The 15,833-nt window shown below is 60.7% G+C and carries 14 protein-coding genes; 7 read left to right on the top strand and 7 right to left on the bottom strand.

Annotated features, from left to right (window positions below):
• Nucleotides 1-3: 3 nt before the first annotated feature.
• Nucleotides 4-549 carry a flavin reductase family protein gene (locus Q0D31_RS08855; RefSeq protein WP_291848586.1) on the top strand — a complete coding sequence of 182 codons (546 nt, stop codon included), beginning with the start codon at nucleotides 4-6 and terminating at the stop codon, nucleotides 547-549.
• Between the two features lie 67 nt (nucleotides 550-616).
• Here Q0D31_RS08855 and Q0D31_RS08850 read toward each other — a convergent pair whose 3' ends face one another.
• Together Q0D31_RS08850 and Q0D31_RS08845 are read right to left on the bottom strand one after the other, a co-directional pair.
• Entirely contained in the window at nucleotides 617-1,492 is an 876-nt protein-coding gene (locus Q0D31_RS08850) for a polysaccharide deacetylase family protein (protein WP_291848583.1), read from the bottom strand.
• Nucleotides 1,479-2,621 carry an LLM class flavin-dependent oxidoreductase gene (locus Q0D31_RS08845; protein ID WP_291848580.1) on the bottom strand — a complete coding sequence of 381 codons (1,143 nt, stop codon included), beginning with the start codon at nucleotides 2,619-2,621 and terminating at the stop codon, nucleotides 1,479-1,481. Before Q0D31_RS08845 ends, Q0D31_RS08850 begins: the two co-directional genes overlap by 14 nt.
• 162 nt (nucleotides 2,622-2,783) lie before the next feature.
• On the opposite strand from Q0D31_RS08845, the gene Q0D31_RS08840 reads away from it, so the two are divergent.
• From Q0D31_RS08840 to Q0D31_RS08825, 4 genes are all read left to right on the top strand, one after another.
• Nucleotides 2,784-3,665 carry a xanthine dehydrogenase family protein subunit M gene (locus Q0D31_RS08840; RefSeq protein ID WP_291848577.1) on the top strand — a complete coding sequence of 294 codons (882 nt, stop codon included), beginning with the start codon at nucleotides 2,784-2,786 and terminating at the stop codon, nucleotides 3,663-3,665.
• Nucleotides 3,665-4,147, top strand: coding sequence for a (2Fe-2S)-binding protein (locus tag Q0D31_RS08835; protein WP_291849176.1), 483 nt, complete (start codon nucleotides 3,665-3,667; stop codon nucleotides 4,145-4,147). The genes Q0D31_RS08840 and Q0D31_RS08835 overlap by 1 nt, the downstream gene beginning before the upstream one ends.
• A gap of 20 nt (nucleotides 4,148-4,167) precedes the next feature.
• A complete protein-coding gene (locus Q0D31_RS08830; RefSeq protein WP_291848574.1) occupies nucleotides 4,168-6,534 on the top strand; it encodes a xanthine dehydrogenase family protein molybdopterin-binding subunit in 2,367 nt (788 codons plus the stop codon).
• Between the two features lie 289 nt (nucleotides 6,535-6,823).
• Complete coding sequence (locus Q0D31_RS08825) at nucleotides 6,824-7,558, top strand: Crp/Fnr family transcriptional regulator (RefSeq protein ID WP_291848571.1); 735 nt, start codon at nucleotides 6,824-6,826, stop codon at nucleotides 7,556-7,558.
• Between the two features lie 128 nt (nucleotides 7,559-7,686).
• Here the strand turns inward: Q0D31_RS08825 and Q0D31_RS08820 are convergent, their stop codons facing one another.
• Genes Q0D31_RS08820 through Q0D31_RS08805 form a run of 4 tightly spaced genes read right to left on the bottom strand, consistent with a single transcriptional unit; the run spans nucleotide 7,687 to nucleotide 12,000 of the window.
• Nucleotides 7,687-8,394: a substrate-binding domain-containing protein gene (locus Q0D31_RS08820; RefSeq protein ID WP_291848568.1), complete on the bottom strand. Its 708-nt coding sequence runs from the start codon at nucleotides 8,392-8,394 to the stop codon at nucleotides 7,687-7,689.
• Nucleotides 8,391-10,532: a molybdopterin cofactor-binding domain-containing protein gene (locus Q0D31_RS08815; RefSeq protein ID WP_291848564.1), complete on the bottom strand. Its 2,142-nt coding sequence runs from the start codon at nucleotides 10,530-10,532 to the stop codon at nucleotides 8,391-8,393. The genes Q0D31_RS08820 and Q0D31_RS08815 overlap by 4 nt, the downstream gene beginning before the upstream one ends.
• Nucleotides 10,529-11,002, bottom strand: a complete 474-nt coding sequence (locus Q0D31_RS08810) for a (2Fe-2S)-binding protein (RefSeq protein ID WP_291848561.1) — start codon at nucleotides 11,000-11,002, stop codon at nucleotides 10,529-10,531. The genes Q0D31_RS08815 and Q0D31_RS08810 overlap by 4 nt, the downstream gene beginning before the upstream one ends.
• 23 nt (nucleotides 11,003-11,025) lie before the next feature.
• On the bottom strand, nucleotides 11,026-12,000 hold the full coding sequence (locus Q0D31_RS08805) for a tripartite tricarboxylate transporter substrate binding protein (protein WP_291848558.1): 975 nt from the start codon (nucleotides 11,998-12,000) through the stop codon (nucleotides 11,026-11,028).
• Nucleotides 12,001-12,435: 435 nt separating this feature from the next.
• Here Q0D31_RS08805 and Q0D31_RS08800 point away from each other — a divergent pair, with 435 nt between their 5' ends.
• Nucleotides 12,436-14,532, top strand: coding sequence for a molybdopterin oxidoreductase family protein (locus Q0D31_RS08800; protein WP_291848555.1), 2,097 nt, complete (start codon nucleotides 12,436-12,438; stop codon nucleotides 14,530-14,532).
• Nucleotides 14,533-14,603: 71 nt separating this feature from the next.
• Nucleotides 14,604-15,386, top strand: coding sequence for an enoyl-CoA hydratase/isomerase family protein (locus Q0D31_RS08795; RefSeq protein WP_291848552.1), 783 nt, complete (start codon nucleotides 14,604-14,606; stop codon nucleotides 15,384-15,386).
• A gap of 13 nt (nucleotides 15,387-15,399) precedes the next feature.
• Here Q0D31_RS08795 and Q0D31_RS08790 read toward each other — a convergent pair whose 3' ends face one another.
• Nucleotides 15,400-15,828, bottom strand: coding sequence for a heme-binding protein (locus tag Q0D31_RS08790; RefSeq protein WP_291848549.1), 429 nt, complete (start codon nucleotides 15,826-15,828; stop codon nucleotides 15,400-15,402).
• Nucleotides 15,829-15,833 lie beyond the last annotated feature (5 nt).

The raw sequence follows: 15,833 nt of genomic DNA, 5'->3' as shown, positions 1-15,833 counted from the left end.
CGGATGTCTGACGCACCCAAGCATCCGGCCGATCCGGCCAACGAATTTGCCAGCGACAACGCGGGGATCGATCCGCGCGACTTCCGCAATGCGTTGGGCACCTTCGCAACCGGCGTTACGATCGTAACGGCAATGTCTGCCGATGGAACGCCGTATGGCGTGACCTGCAACTCATTTGCCTCGGTTTCGCTCAATCCGCCGCTGGTGCTGTGGAGCCTCGGCATGTTCTCGCAAGGTCTGACGATCTTTCAGAATGCGAGCCATTTCACGGTCAATATTCTCGGCGCCTCGCAGGAGGCGCTGGCGGCGCAATTCGCGAAGTCCTCGGGCGACAAGTTCACCGGTGTGGCCTGGACGCCGGGGCTAGGCAACGCGCCGATCCTTGACAACAGTGTCGCTAATTTCCAATGCCGCGCGGCCAACCGATACTACGGCGGCGATCACATCATCTTCCTCGGGGCGGTCGAAGCTTACGCCTATAACCGCCGTGAGCCGCTGCTGTTTGCGCGCGGCAGCTTTGGCCGTTTCATGTCGGATAAATCCGCGTGATAAGATGTTGGGAAAGCGAGCGCAGGAGAGATGTCCTGCGGCATCGAGCGCAACGCTGACCGGTGATCTATTGCTTTCCCATCTCCGCACGATACCAATCGCCAATCTCGGTCGCCGTCATCAGAGCCACGCCATCGTGACCGATGACATAGTCCAGCAAGGCTTCCAGATACTTGATGCGATGGGGCACGCCCGTAATATATGGGTGAACCGAGATTGCCATGACACGCGCGTTTGACGCGCCCTCGAGGTAAAGCCGGTCGAACTGATCGATGCAGCGTTTCAGGAACTGCTCGGAAGGCAGGTGCTGCAGCGCATGAATGACGATATCATTGGTCTCGACGGAATAGGGGATCGTGGTAATGGTGCCGTGCGGTGTAGCAATGTCCTGCGGCAGGTCATCGATCACCCAGTCTGCGACATAGTCGACACCGTTGAGCCGTAACAGGTCAAGAGTCTCCTCAGTCTCGGTCAGGCCCGGACTTTCCCAGGACCTCGGCGCTTTTCCGGTGAATTCGGCGATCGTTTCAATCGCGCGCTTGATTGCGTCCGCTTGGCTGTCCAGCTTGTGCATCGGACCCTGCACGAACCCATGACCCATGAACTCAAAGCCGGCTTCGAGCGCAGCTTGCGCCACGCGCGGGTAGCTGTTGCAGACATTGGCGTTGATCGCGAGGGTTGTCGGTATCTGCCGGTCCGTGAGCGCCTTGAGCTGGCGCCAGTAGCCGGCGCGCATCCCGTATTCGTGCCACGACCAGTTCGGAACGTCGGGCAAGAGCGGCTGGCCCATCGGGGGACTGAGCACCGTGCGAGGCATCGCGTTCTCGATCCGCCATTCCTCCACGTTAAGAATGACCCATACGGCAAGCTTCTTGCCGGCGGGCAGGACCAACCTTGGCCGATCGATCTGCGCCTGATAGGGGATGCGATCACTGAGTGCCAAGGCGGCCCCGCTTGTGCATTGACACGTCGTCGGTATTGGAACGAGTAGGTTCGCCGGCACTGACCCGCGGCATGACTTGTTCGGCCATCAAGACCATCGATTGGCGGCCCAGCTCGCGGTCCTTCCAATCCTTTCCGGCGTAGAGCAGCGTGCCGAAGGGGCCAGTCTCTTCCTGAAAGGCGAGCAACTGATCCGCAACGCTGTCCGGCGTGCCGCAGATAATGAGTTTCTCGCAGATCGACTCCAGCGTTACCTCGTCGTCCGGTTGATCGCGGCGCGTCTTGAACAGTTCGATGCGGCCGTTGCGCTTCAACTTCGTGAACAGCGAGCGATAGTAATAGACATAGGGACCGTTCGGATCGGTAGCATAGGCCTTCGCGGTCGCGGCGTCCTTGGCGACAAATACGCTCTTGGCAACGCGCCAGTTCGCTGGGTCCACAGGACGTTTGGCGCGCTGACAGCCCTCGATGTACTTCGGCCAGTGGCTCCTCACCCAGGCCGGCATCAGGAAGTTGGCCGAGATCGGATCCCAGCCGCGTGCCGCAGCCTCCGTCACGCCCTTGGAGAAGGGGGCAACCGCCGTCACCACGATCGGGGGATGCGGTCGTTGAAGCGGGCGCGGGATGAAGCCCTGGCCTATGTCTTCAATCAGGGTTTTCTGAACCGTTATGTTCCAGTACTCGCCTCGGATGTTGTAGGGCGGATCGCTCGCCCATATCTGAAGAACCTGGTTTATGGCCTCCAGGAACATGGCATTCCGGTCTGCTTCGAGATTGCCGAATGCTTCGGCGTCGGACAGCAGACCGCCCGGGCTAATGCCGAAAATCAAGCGCCCATCGAGCATATGGTCCAGCATCGCGATCGCAGATGCAACGGCTGCCGGATGGGTATTTGGCATGTTGACTGTGCCGGTACCAAGCTTGATCTGTTTGGTCGCCGCTGCCAGCCACGCGATAAAGGCTATGGAAGATGTGATATTCTCGGCTCTGTCGGTGACGTGTTCGCCGACATAGGCCTCGGTGAACCCCAGCTCATCGGCCAGCAGGAACGCTTCGCGATCCTCCTTAAGGGAAAGCCGCCAATCTTTGTCGACAGGATGGATCGGCATTGTAAAGAACCCGAGCTTCATGGTCTGCTCTTCCCCACAGGCAGGCTTCTTTTCTTGACCTGGAAAATGCGTGGTTCGGTCGACTAAGACAAGCCCCAAAGTCGAACTATGGCGCGATAACAAACTTGACGTTTCAAGCCCAGAGCCGTCTAATTTGAACTCTACCGGGAGTTTACGCCGAAAATGAAGGCCTCGGCTTTTGCCTATGCCCGAGCAACCAGCGTCTCAGAAGCGCTGGAGTTACTTGTCGTGCATGGCGAAAGCGCCAAGGTATTGTCGGGCGGACAAAGCCTGATGCCGGCGATGAACCTGCGCTTGATCTCTCCTGAATTCATTGTCGACATAGGTGGCTTGACTGAGCTCGGCGGTATCGCGGTTGAGAGAGGTATTCTCACGATCGGAGCTCTTACGCGACATGTCGATCTGTTGAAGTCCACGGAGATAGCGGCCCATGCTCCTTTGTTGACGCAGGCGGTTGCCCACATCGCACATCCGGCAGTCCGAAACCGCGGAACGATCGGCGGGAGTCTTGCGCATGCGGACCCCGCATCCGAATTACCCGCCTGTATGATCACGCTGGGCGCCGTCATCATTGCTCGGGGTCCGCTCGGTGAACGGCGGATTGCGGCAGAAGAGTTCTTCAGAGGTATTTACGAGACCGCGCTGCTGCCGCACGAATTGCTGGTCGCCGTCGAGCTACCAGTCGCGCCTGAGGGCTCGACGCATTTCTTCCACGAGTTCTCCCGTCGGCGCGGTGATTTTGCGATTGTCGGACTTGCAGCCCAGGCAATAGTAAGGGACGGACAGTTTGTCGACCTTCGCCTCGGGTTCTTTGCGGTCGGTGATCGCCCGTTGCTGGCCAAATCCGGTAGCAAGCTGATTGGTGTCCCGGTGACCAGGACAGTGCTGTCCGAGGCATGCTCCGCTCTAAGTGAAGAGCTTAGCCCGATGGGGGATCAACAGGCGACGCCCGCCATGCGCCGATATCTGGCGAAAATCTTGCTGGCGCGGTGCGTGGGCTCGCTGCTGTCCCGCGCTGATTTGGGCTTGGGAGGCGAGGAGTGATGGATACCGTAGCAGTCGCGCTTCATGTCAATGGAGATTACGTTGAAGCCAATGTGCTACCGCGCCTGAATCTCGCGGATTTCCTCCGCGAGCACCTGCAACTCACCGGCACGCATGTTGGCTGCGAACACGGTGTCTGCGGTGCATGCACGGTCCGTATGAATGGCGAGATCGTGCGCTCGTGCCTGATGCTTGCGGCCCAGGCTCACAGGAGTTCGGTCGAGACCATCGAAGGCATGTCCGACAGCGGCGAGATTGCGGACTTGCAGGCAGCGTTTCGTGACCGCAACGCGTTGCAATGCGGATTCTGCACCCCGGGAATGCTGATCGCGGCGCAGGATCTGCTTCAGCAGTCGCCACAGCCCGATCGGGAACAGATTCGCGAGCATCTTTCAGGCAATTACTGCCGCTGCACCGGCTACCAGGCCATTGTCGATGCGATCGAAACCATTGCGCGCCAACGCGCGGGGCGCTCCCCATGACTCCGCGATACCCGCCGGAAATGCTTTCCGTTCTGGACCGGCCGAATTCCTATATTGGCAAGACGGTCCCTCGGCCCAACCTTGACCGTTTGATGCAAGGACGGGGTCTATACGTCAGCGATCTCGAGCTGCCGCGCATGGCGCATGTGGTTTTTTTGCGTTCGCCGCATGCGCACGCAAGGATCCTTGGTATCGAGATGTCGGCGGCGAGGCGGATGCCGGGGGTGATCGCCATCGTTTCGGGCAGCGAGCTCGCGAGCGTGATTACGCCGTGGGTCGGTGTGCTGTCGCACCTGAAGGGCCTCAAATCAGCGCCGCAAAGTGCCATCGCGATCGACCGAGTATGTTGGCAGGGTGAAGCGGTGGCCGCCGTTGTGGCGGCCAGTCGCGCGCAGGCCGAGGATGCTGCCGAGCGGGTGTCGGTGGAGTATGCGGCACTTGACGCCGCAACGGACATGCTAACCGCGCTCGATCCAGCGACGCCGGTCATCCACGGCTCGCTAGGCGACAACCTTGCTTTCGAGCGCAATCACGACGCCGGGAATGTTGATCAGGCCTTTGCCGATGCCGACGCGGTGGTGGAGGCGGAGTTTGTTTTCGGACGGCATACCGGCGTGACGCTCGAGCCGCGGTCGGTGGTAGCGGACTGGAACGCCGGCGAGGCGCGGCTCACGATCTACCAGGGCACCCAGGCGCCACACATGGTGCAGAACATCGCTGCCCTGCATTTGGGCTTGAACGAGTCCCAAGTCCGCGTGGTCTGTAAAGACGTCGGTGGTTCATTCGGCATCAAGGTCCATATCTATGCCGACGAGATGGCGACATACGCACTCGCGAAATTACTGCGCAGACCGATCAAGTTTGTCGCAGACCGAGTCGAGAGCTTCAATACCGACATTCATGCTCGCGATCATCGGTGCAAGGGAAGGATCGGCGTCAAGCGTGACGGCGCCATTACGGCTTTCGAGATCGACGACCTCACGGGAATTGGACCTTACTCGATGTATCCGCGGACCAGCGCGATCGAGGCCAACCAGGTCGTCAATCTGGTCGGCGGACCTTATGTAACCAGGAATTACCGCGCCCGGGCTCGCGTCGTATTCCAGAACAAGAACGTCATGTGCCAATACCGCGCGGTTGGCCATCCCATCGCTTGCTCGGTGACGGAGAGCCTGGTTGACCTGGCCGCGATGAAGATCGGTATCGATCCGATCGAAATTCGCCGCCGCAATCTGATTGCCGATGACGCCTACCCCTGTGTATCGCCGTCAGGTCTGCGCTTTGAGCAATTGTCGCACCATGCAGCGTTGGCCAAGCTGGTCAAGATGATGGAATACGATAGGCTGCGCGCCGAGCAAGCAATATTACGTGCGAAGAATATCCATCGCGGTATTGGCATCGCCAGCTTCATTGAAGTTACCAACCCTAGCGCGGCATTCTATGGCGTTGGCGGGGCGAAGATATCTTCGCAGGATGGCGTCGCCGTGCGGCTCGACGCCCAGGGATCGGTGATCTGCCAGACCAGCATTACCGAGCAGGGCCAGGGATCGGAGTCGTTGACGGCGCAGATCGTCGGCAGCGTGCTCGGTGTCTCCATGGATCGTGTCCGTGTGGTGCTGGGCGACACTGACAATACGCCGTATGGGGGAGGTACCTGGGCGTCCCGGGGAGCCGGTATCGGTGGCGAGGCTGCGTTGCAGGCCAGCAAGGCGTTGCGAAAGAACGTGCTTGACGTGGCGGCCGCTATTCTACAATCGACACCGGGTGAACTCGAGATCGTCAATGGTCGCGTTGTAAGTGTTGCGGACGGCACGCCGAGGATTGAATTGAGCGAACTCGCGCGAATTGTGTACTTCCGCCCCGACACTTTGCCGCCGGGCATTCAACCCGAATTGATGGCAACCCGGCATTTTGTCCCGCGAGAATATCCTTTCGCCTTCACCAATGGCGTCCAGGCGTCCTGGCTGGAAGTCGACACCGACACCGGTTTCGTCAAGCTCCTGAAGCATTGGGTGGTCGAGGATTGCGGGACCATCATCAATCCGCAACTGGTCGATGAACAGATCAGAGGCGGCGTAGTCCAAGGCCTCGGCGCGGCGTTGTTCGAGAAATGCGTATATGATGAGCGCGGCCAGCTCACCAACGCCAACATGGTCGACTACCTGGTTCCAATGCCAGGCGAAATGCCGGACATCGACGTTGGTCACGTGGTCTCGCCGACGCTGGAATCTGAGTTGGGCGCCAAGGGCGCGGGTGAAGCCGGCACGGCAGGGGCGGCCGCCGCCGTGAGCAATGCTGTCAACGACGCGCTTATGCCGTTGGGGGTAACAATCACGGAGATTCCGCTAACGCCTCAGGTCATCCTGACTGCTTTGGGAAAAATCTGACCGAACTCCGCTACGGTTGAAGCTGATGAGAAAATTGAAGTGATGGTCGACATTGCTCGACCTTCGGGTAAACTAAAGTCAGCATGCTACCTTAGGAGGCATTGCTGCTCTTTGCGATAGTCCGGCAGATAGGACGTCGCAAACCTCGGCTCTTGGTAGAATCGGTGTGATGTTGCAGTGTCAATTGTCGCCAATTCGACCTGCTTTGGTACTGAACGGTTGAAAAGGCGACCAGTCTTGATTAGGGAAGGGCTAGTTCACCGTCGGCATCTCCTGGAGTATTACTGGCGTGCCTCAACAAAGGACGGGTGAAGCCCAAAAACTGTCGACTGGCAGTTTATCCGTGCTGCGCAAACACCCGATTTTTGCTGATCTCGAGCCAGAGGCGCTGGATCAGCTCTGTCGCTACGCCAAGCATTCCACGCTGAAGCGCGGCGCCATGCTGTTTTCCAAGGGGGATCCCGGCAACAGCCTGTATGCGGTGATTTCCGGAACGGTGAAGATGAGCATTTCATCGCCTGAAGGCCGCAATGCCATCTTGAACATCATCGGGCCCGGCGAGATCTTCGGCGAGATTGCGCTGCTCGACGGAAGGGTGCGCTCCGCAGATGCTATCGCGAATAGCAATTGCGAACTCCTAGTCATTGATCGGCGCGAATTCATCCCGTTTGTGAAGGGCCAGCCAGCATTGGCAATGAAGTTCATTGAATTGCTCTGCGAGCGGCTCCGATGGACCAGCGATCAGGTAGAACAGATCATTCTGCAAAACCTCCCGGGACGACTGGCCAGCGCGTTGCTTCGACTGTCTGAAAAACACAAGTCCGAACCGCAGAGCCGAACAATCGCGATCACCCAGCAGGAAATCAGCGAAATGGTGGGAATGACTCGCGAGAGTATCAACAAGCAGCTGCGGGCCTGGGCAACCCAAAACTGGGTACGCCTCGAGCACGGCGCTATCGTCGTGTTGAATGCCGATATGCTTCGCGAATTGGCCGAAGCGGGATCTGGAAGCGAGGGCGAATAGCCGGGATATTGAGCCTGCGTACTCCACCCAGTTCACTTGTCGCCCCGAATGCCCTCGTATTCGACCGCGGCTGGCATCGCGCACGGCGCCGTGGGCGCGACCTGTCACTGGGGCAATCGCGACGTAGACTATTCCTGGTCAGTGAGGAAGCCGGCTCGTTTGCGCGTCTGGTATTGCTTGTCGTCGACCAATAGGTCGATCAGTTCCCGAGCCTGTGCCGCGTGAGCTGCCGTGGTGGTGATAGCCGCTGTGTACATGGTGGCGAGGCCGTAGCCCTTCGGCAGCGGACACGACCAGGCTACGCCGTCGGTCGCGATAATCTCGGTCGACTGCGTGCAACCGATCGCACGGCGCGCATCGGTTTTCGCGAGTTCGCGCATCGCTGTCGCGCCGTTCGGGAAGATCCGGAGGCGCGCTACCACCGCGTCGATTATGCCCAGCCGATCAAGAACCCTTGCAACGTGAATCCCGGCTGTCGAGGCCTTGATATCGGGTACGAAGATCGCATCGGCCGCCAGCAGAGACTCTCGCAAGTCGGCTACACTGTAGACGGTGATAAGGGGTGTGCCGGTACGGACGGCGAGGGCGGTTTCGACCCGGCCGACATCGGCAACCGAAGTGGGGACAACCAGTTCCTGCTTGGCCAGTTCAGCAACCAGGGCGGCGGTCAGGATGACCATGTCAGCCGGCGCGCCGCGACGAAGCTTCTCGGCCATGGCGCCGACCGCGCCAAACTCGCCGGAAAGCTCCAGACCGGTCTGGGCCGTGAAGGCCGGCGCCAGGCTACCAACCAGGCCCTGTGCGGCACCGCCGCTGAGGAGGTTCAGCCTGCTCATGTCGGTCCCATGGCGGCCATTATTTGGTCGCGCGTGAGCGGCAAATGTCGCACCCGCACGCCGAGGGCGTCGAACACCGCATTGGCAATGGCGGCCGTGACCGGGCCATGGGCGGCCTCACCGGCGCCGAGAGGGTCCATCTCCGGACGGCGGATCACCTCGACCTCGACATCGGGGACCTCGCTGAAGCGCAGGATCGGATATTCGGTCCAACTGGTGCTGGTGATGCGTTGCCGGTCGAACCGAACGCGCTCTTTGAGTACCCAGCTCGTGGCTTGAATGGCACCACCTTCGATCTGGTTGATAACGCCGTCGGGATTGATCGCTTCGCCGACATCGACCGCCAGCGTCAGCTTCCGAACGGTGATATTCTCGGTCCCCTCGATTTCTGCGATCGCGGCGCAGTAGGCACCGGTGTTCTTGTAGCGGGCAAAGCCGATGCCATGGCCAATGCCAGGGCGCTTTGCCGGTTTCCATTTGGCGCGCTTGGCCACGGCGCGGATGACGTCCCTTGCCCGTCCATCGCGCAAGTAGCGGAGACGGAAGTCGACCGGATCTTCGCCGCGCTCCGCGGCAAGCTCATCGAGAAAGGATTCGATCGCAAATACGTTTCCCTGCGCGCCTAGTGTGCGCAGCGCGGAAGTGCGGATCGGCATGGTCGTCAAGCGATGACTCTCTATGCTCCAGGACGGAAGATCGTATAGCGGGATCGCGTTGCGATCGCCGCCGCCGCCGTTGACCTGCGGCGGATTGGTCGAGATCATGCGCGGAAACGGATCAGCCAACTCGAACGCTGCGAGCAAGGCTGGCTGAGGCGCCCGGCCCGGTCGCGCTACGTGACCGTTGCTCCAGATTGCGTGCTTCCAATTGACAATCTCACCCTGCGAATCCAGGCCGGCCTCAATCTCGATTGTCATCGCGGCCCCGAAGGGTGCATCGGCCATTTCGGCTTCGCGCGACCACTGTACCCGCACCGGCCGGCCAGCAGCGGCTTTGGCCAGCAGCACGGCATCAAGCGCGACGTCGTCGGCGGCGTTGTGCCCGTAACAACCGGCGCCTTCCATATGCTCGACGGTGATGTTCGCTACCGGCAACTTGAGTACCAGCGCCAAATCGGCGCGCAGGAGGTACACACCTTGGCTGTGGGTCCAGACATGGACGCGGTCGCCATGCCATTGCGCGATAGCGCAGGATGGCGCAATTGACGCGTGGGCGATGTACGGTCGGGTGTACTGTCGCCGGACCGTGCGCGCCGCCGTGCCGGGTGATGCGGCGATCTTCGTATCGATCACCGTCGATTCCGATGGTTGGGTCTTGAGGAATGTTGCCAAATCGTCATCGTCAGGCAATGGCTCGCCGTCAGACCAGGTTGCGCTCTTGCGTAGCGCGTCGAGAGCGTCCTCCGCACCATGCTCGGTTTCACTGACAACGCCCGAAAAGCTTCCATCACGGACGATCACGACCAGACCTGAAACGGCGCGGGCTCCATCCTCGTTCAGTTCTCCCAAGAGTTTCGCCCGGAGTTTCTCCGGCCGTAGCACGCGGCCGTGCAGCATTCCCGAGAATGTCCGATCGTGGATGAACCGTGGCTCGGCAAACACCTTGTCGGGGATATCGACTCGTTGGATGGAATTCCCGGCGAGCCTACGGAGTGTCGCATCTTTTGGGTTTGCGCCCGGCGTGGCGTTACGCTCGAGCGAAACGTCTTCGGCGAGCTCCCAATAGCTGGTCGCAACGTTGCCAGGTCCCTTGATCGTGCCGTCCTGAACTTCAAGCGCGTCGACATCAACACCCAGCCGTGCCGCCGCTTGTCGGAGAAAAATCCGACGTACCTCGGCGCAAGCGTGACGCAGTGCACGACCTGACTGTTGGATGGAGAGGCTCCCCGAGGTGGCACCCTCGTTGGGGCTGACAGAGGTCGATGCCCGGACCATCTGCACACGCGACAGATCGACGTCGAGCTCGTCGGCGGCGATCTGCGCCAGCGCCGTCACGATGCCTTGTCCGATCTCCACTTTTCCAGAAGAGACAAAGACCTCGCCTGCGGTGGAGAAGCTTAACCAAGAAGACAACCTAGGATTGCTCTCTAAGCTTATCGGCAATTTTTCGGAGAACGGGTCGGAGGCTTTCCGGTTCATTTCGGCGCCATTTCGGTTGCTGCGCGCAACACTGCCTTTACGATGCGGTTGTGCGAACCGCATCGGCAGAGATTGCGGTCGAGCGCTTCTCGTACGTCGCGGCTGGTCGGCGACGGGTTTCTCTTCAACAGCGCCGCCGCGCTCATGAGGATGCCGGAAGCGCAATAGCCGCATTGCAGCGCCTGTTCAGCGATAAAGGCGCGCTGCAGCGGGTGGGGGCGCTCGCTCGTTCCCAATCCCTCGACGGTGGTGACGTCCTTTTCCGCCACTGACCACAGCGGCGTGTCGCAGGACTGCACCGCTTGGTCGCCGACAATCACGTTGCAGGCCCCGCATTCGCCAGCGCCGCAGCCGAAATGCGATCCGGTCATGCCGAGCCGGCTCCGCAGAACATCCAGCAGCGACCGCTCGGGATCGGCGTCGATCTCCGTCACAGCGCCATTGAGTCGAAATCGAACGCTCGGCGTCAAGGGCAGACCTTTTCGGTGGTTGGTTATTGCGGCTTTTCGAACTTCTTGACGACGTCGGCCCATTTCACAATATCGCCGCGTAGAAATTTGTCGAACTCGTCCGGAAGCATCGACAGGGGGACAACCCCCTGCTGGGTCCAGAGTTTGAGGATATCGGGCCGCTTTGCCACGGCATTCACTGCCGCGTTGATCTTGTCGATGATCGGCCTTGGCGTACCGGCAGGCGCCATCAAGCCGAGCCAGATGGTGGCTTCATAGCCGGCAATGCCAGCCTCTATCACGGTCGGCACATTGGGCAGAACGCTCGAGCGCGCCTTGCCTGTTGTCGCCAGCGCGCGTACCTGGTTTTCGGCGACGTTGGGGGCCATTGCCGGAACCGCATCGATCATCATCTGTACCTGGCCGCCGATAACGCCGCTTCGCGCCTCGCCGCTGTTGCGGTAAGGCACGTGCACGACATCGATGCCGGCCATGGCTTTGAAGAGTTCACCGGCCATGTGATACGGCGTGCCTTGACCGGAGGAGGCGTAGTTCAGCTTGCCCGGCTGTGATTTTGCGAGCGCGATGAATTCCTGCAGCGTTCTTGCCGGCACCGAGGGATGAATCACGATGACCAAGTCGGAATAGTTGACCGGCGCGATCGGCGCGAGATCCCGCATCAGTTCGTATTTTCGCTGCGGAGCCAGAGATTCATTCGCGGTTTGGGTGTTCGACATCATCAGCAGGGTGTAACCGTCGGGGGGCGACTTCACGACTTCCTGAGTGCCGATCACGCCGCCGGCGCCGGTGCGGTTCTCGATGATAAATGGCTGGCCAAAGTTCTCCTGCAGGATGCTGCCGATCTGGCGGGCCGTAACATCGGCCGGCCCCCCGGCGCCGAAGGGAACGATCACCTTGACCGAACGCGACGGGTAGTCCTGTGCGCGCGCTTGCGGGGTGGGTGGCAGTACCGAAAGCAGGACTACAATCAGTGCTAGCGCCGTCCTTTGGCCCACCATTTCACTCCCCCGAGCTCTTGTTCTGTTCCTAGCGGCAACTTTAGCTGCAATGCCAACCGGCTGTCGATGAAAGACTGGCTGGATGCCGTGGGAATAAGAGCGCGTGCTGCATTGCCGCGGTCGTGATTACGCTGCAATGACCCGGGTGCGCCTTGACGGTCCTACCCCTCCATTTGGGATCGAGCAGCTCGACAAAGCTCTTCGGAGCCGCAATCGGTACGCCGCGGGCGAAGGCTCCACCGGACCCTGAGCGGACAGAGGATGGCCCGAAGGCGTAGCCGCGGGCCGGGTGCATACCATGTCAATGGGCAGGCGATTCATGCCGATGGCGGCTGCTATCTGGGCCCTGACGCATGGCTTGCCGGTTGTTTTCGCCAAGGTAAAGCTGGATAAAGGCTCTCGGCGATCCGAATTTTTGATGCTACCTATTCCAATATGAACCAGCACGCCAAGATCGACATCCGTCACTCCACCTGTCCGCACGATTGCCCGTCGGCCTGTGCGCTCGATATCGAGGTGATTGACGGACAATCGATCGGCCGGGTGCGTGGCTCCAAGTTGCAAACCTATACCGCCGGGGTCGTCTGCGCCAAGGTCGCGCGCTATGCCGAGCGCATTCATCATCCTGACCGGCTGCTCCATCCAATGCGGCGCATCGGACCGAAGGGCTCCGGCCGATTCGCGCGTATTTCCTGGGACGAAGCGCTCGACGAGATTGCAGTGCGCTTCGACCAAGCCGAACGCGAGTTCGGCGCTGAATCGGTTTGGCCGTATTATTATGCGGGGACCATGGGACTGGTGATGCGTGACGGCATCAATCGCTTGGCGCATGTGAAGAAATACTCGCGCTTTTACTCGACCATCTGCGCGAACATCGCACGGGTCGGGTTTTCCATTGGCACCGGCAAGATCGCTGGCGTCGATCCGCGGGAGATGGGCGTTTCCGATCTGATCGTGATCTGGGGCACTAATCCGGTAAATACCCAGGTCAATGTCATGACGCACGCATCGCGCGCCCGCAAAGAGCGCGGCGCGAAGATCGCGGCTGTCGACATCTACAACAACGACACCATGAAGCAGGCGGATATCAAGATCCTGCTGCGGCCCGGCACGGACGGCGCCTTTGCCTGCGGCGTCATGCACGTTTTGTTTCGGGAGGGTTATGCCGACCGGGCCTATCTCGATCGTTACACCGACTGCCCCGATGAACTCGAGGTACATCTGGCGTCCCGGACACCGGAATGGGCTTCCAGGATATCAGGCGTACCGGTCGAGGAGATCGAGGCGTTCGCCCGCGCCGTTGGCCAAACCAAGCGTTCGTTCTTCCGCCTCGGTTATGGCTTCACCCGCAGCCGCAATGGCGCGGCGCAGATGCACGCGGCGCTCTGCATCCCTGCGGTGACGGGGGCCTGGCAATATGAGGGCGGCGGCGCGTTCTTCAACAATGCGGCGATCTGGAAATTCGACGAGAGCATCATCGAGGGCCACGACGCGATCGACCGCAACACGCGTTGGCTCGACCAGTCGAGGATCGGCCGCATCCTGACCGGCGATACAGAATCCCTGAAGGGCGGTGGCCCGGTCAAGGCAATGCTGATCCAGAACACCAATCCGATGACGGTAGCGCCCGAACAGGCCTTGGTGCGCCGAGGATTTGCGCGCGAGGACTTATTCGTCGCGGTGCACGAGCAGTTCATGACCGAGACGGCGGCCATGGCCGACATCGTGCTTCCCGCTACCATGTTCATGGAGCATGACGATCTCTATTATGGTGGCGGCCACCAGCATATTTCGGTTGGCGCCAAACTGATTGACCCGCCGGGGGAATGCCGTTCCAACCACGAAGTGTTGCAAGGTCTCAGTCATCGCCTCAATGCGGTGCATCCGGGCTTTGAGATGTCGCCGCGCGAACTGATTGACGCGACGCTGAAGAAGAGCGGCCACGGTGACATCGAAACTCTGGAAGCCGATCTGTGGCGGGATATCCAGCCGGATTTTCGCACCTCCCATTATCTCGACGGTTTCGCCCATGCGGACAAGAAGTTCCATTTCAGGGCGGATTGGGCCAACCCACCCTTCGGAATTCCTGGCCTCGGCCCTTGGACCGAAATGCCCTCGCTACCCGACCACTGGACGATCATCGAGGAGGCCGACGAGGCCCACCCGTTCAGGCTTGCGACCAGCCCTTCGCGCAGCTTTCTCAACACCAGCTTCAACGAAACGCCGTCGTCGGTCGCGCGCGAGGGCCATCCCTCGGTCTTGATCCATCCCGAGGACGCCGCGCCGCTTGGAATCGTCGACGGGGATATTGTCACGCTGGGCAACACGCGCGGCGACACGACGTTGACGGCCCGGCTGTTCGACGGTCTGCGCCGCGGCGTCTTGATCGCGGAATCGATTCACCCCAACAAGGCTCATATCGGCGGGCGCGGTATCAACATGCTGACGGGGGCCGAAACCGTCGCCCCCGTTGGCGGCGCGGCATTTCACGACAACAAGGTCTGGGTGAAGAAGACCGCGCCCGCAGCCTAATTCCCGCTTGCAGTCCACCGGCATCCTGCCGCAAATGTTTGGCAGTTCATGGCAAACAGGCGAGCAGGACAATGACCGACACAGACAGCGTGATTTGCGAAAGGCGCGGGCAGGCTTTCTGGATTACCATCAACCGGCCGGACAAGCGCAACGCCATCAATGCCGGCGTGGTCGCCGGCATCTCCCGCGGCTACCACGACGCGCACGACGACAAGAAAGTGCGCGTCATCGTGCTGACAGGTGCAGGCGACAAGGCGTTCTGTGCCGGCGCGGACCTGCAGAACAGTGGCGCCGCGTTTGCGATGGAGTTTTCCAGGCCGAATGTTGACTATGCGGATCTGTTGCGGCTGTCACAGAACGCCACCAAGCCGGCGATCGCGCGTGTGGGCGGCGTCTGCATGGCCGGGGGTATGGGCCTGTTGTGCATGACCGACATGGCCGTCGCCGCCGATCACGTCATCTTCGGGTTGCCCGAGGTAAAGGTCGGCGTCTTCCCCATGCAGGTCCTGAGCCTGTTGCAGTCGATTGCGCCGCGGCGTCTCGTCAGCGAATGGTCACTAACCGGCGAGCCGTTCGATGCGCGCACGGCGCAGGCGGCCGGGCTCCTGAATTACGTGGTGCCCTCGGCCGAACTGGACGCCAAGGTCGACTGGCTCGTCAACCGCATCATCGACAAATCGCCGACCGCGATCAGGCGCGGCAAATATGCCATGCGGGCGATCGCCTCGATGTCGTTCGACGAAAGCATCGCCTATACCGAAAGCCAGATCGCACTGTTGGCGATGACGGAGGACGCCAGGGAAGGCCTCAAGGCCTTTGGCGAGAAGCGTAAGCCATCATGGTCGGGCAAGTAGCAACCAGGCGCAGCTACCCCGCCTTCGCTTTCAATCCGGCCGCTTCGATGCCCGCGACCGCGCATGCCTCATCATTGTCGGAGGTGTCGCCGCTGATGCCCACGGCGCCGAGCAGACCGCGATCGCCCTCAATCAGTACGCCGCCGGGCACCGGCACCAAACGGCCTTGGGCCAGCGTATTCACGGCGCTGACGAAATAGGGCTGCTCCTGGGCGCGCTGGAACAGCGCCCGAGATCCCATACCCATGGCGAGGGCGCCATAAGCCTTGCCGTGCGCGACCTCAGCCCGCATCAGGCTGGTGCCGTCCTGTGCCGCCGTGACCTTTACGCAGCCGCGGGCATCGAGCACGGTGACCACCAGAGGTTTGAGATTCTTCTCGACTCCTTTGGCAAGGGCTGCATCGAGAATCTTGCGGGCGACATCGAGGGTCAGTTCAGTCATGATTG

Source organism: Bradyrhizobium sp. (genome assembly GCF_022844465.1).
Taxonomy (GTDB): domain Bacteria; phylum Pseudomonadota; class Alphaproteobacteria; order Rhizobiales; family Xanthobacteraceae; genus Bradyrhizobium.
The sequence above is the reverse complement of the archived record's forward strand: the minus strand, read 5'-3'. Positions and strand labels throughout refer to the sequence as shown.

Excerpts from the sequence above, each read along its gene's own strand:
- Q0D31_RS08855 (WP_291848586.1), top strand. The coding sequence starts at position 4 with ATGTCTGACGCACCCAAGCATCCGGCCGATCCGGCCAACGAATTTGCC.
- Q0D31_RS08845 (WP_291848580.1), bottom strand. The coding sequence starts at position 2,621 with ATGAAGCTCGGGTTCTTTACAATGCCGATCCATCCTGTCGACAAAGAT.
- Q0D31_RS08840 (WP_291848577.1), top strand. The coding sequence starts at position 2,784 with ATGAAGGCCTCGGCTTTTGCCTATGCCCGAGCAACCAGCGTCTCAGAA.
- Q0D31_RS08835 (WP_291849176.1), top strand. The coding sequence starts at position 3,665 with ATGGATACCGTAGCAGTCGCGCTTCATGTCAATGGAGATTACGTTGAA.
- Q0D31_RS08830 (WP_291848574.1), top strand. The coding sequence starts at position 4,168 with ATGCTTTCCGTTCTGGACCGGCCGAATTCCTATATTGGCAAGACGGTC.
- Q0D31_RS08820 (WP_291848568.1), bottom strand. The coding sequence starts at position 8,394 with ATGAGCAGGCTGAACCTCCTCAGCGGCGGTGCCGCACAGGGCCTGGTT.
- Q0D31_RS08815 (WP_291848564.1), bottom strand. The coding sequence starts at position 10,532 with ATGAACCGGAAAGCCTCCGACCCGTTCTCCGAAAAATTGCCGATAAGC.
- Q0D31_RS08805 (WP_291848558.1), bottom strand. The coding sequence starts at position 12,000 with ATGGTGGGCCAAAGGACGGCGCTAGCACTGATTGTAGTCCTGCTTTCG.
- Q0D31_RS08800 (WP_291848555.1), top strand. The coding sequence starts at position 12,436 with ATGAACCAGCACGCCAAGATCGACATCCGTCACTCCACCTGTCCGCAC.
- Q0D31_RS08795 (WP_291848552.1), top strand. The coding sequence starts at position 14,604 with ATGACCGACACAGACAGCGTGATTTGCGAAAGGCGCGGGCAGGCTTTC.
- Q0D31_RS08790 (WP_291848549.1), bottom strand. The coding sequence starts at position 15,828 with ATGACTGAACTGACCCTCGATGTCGCCCGCAAGATTCTCGATGCAGCC.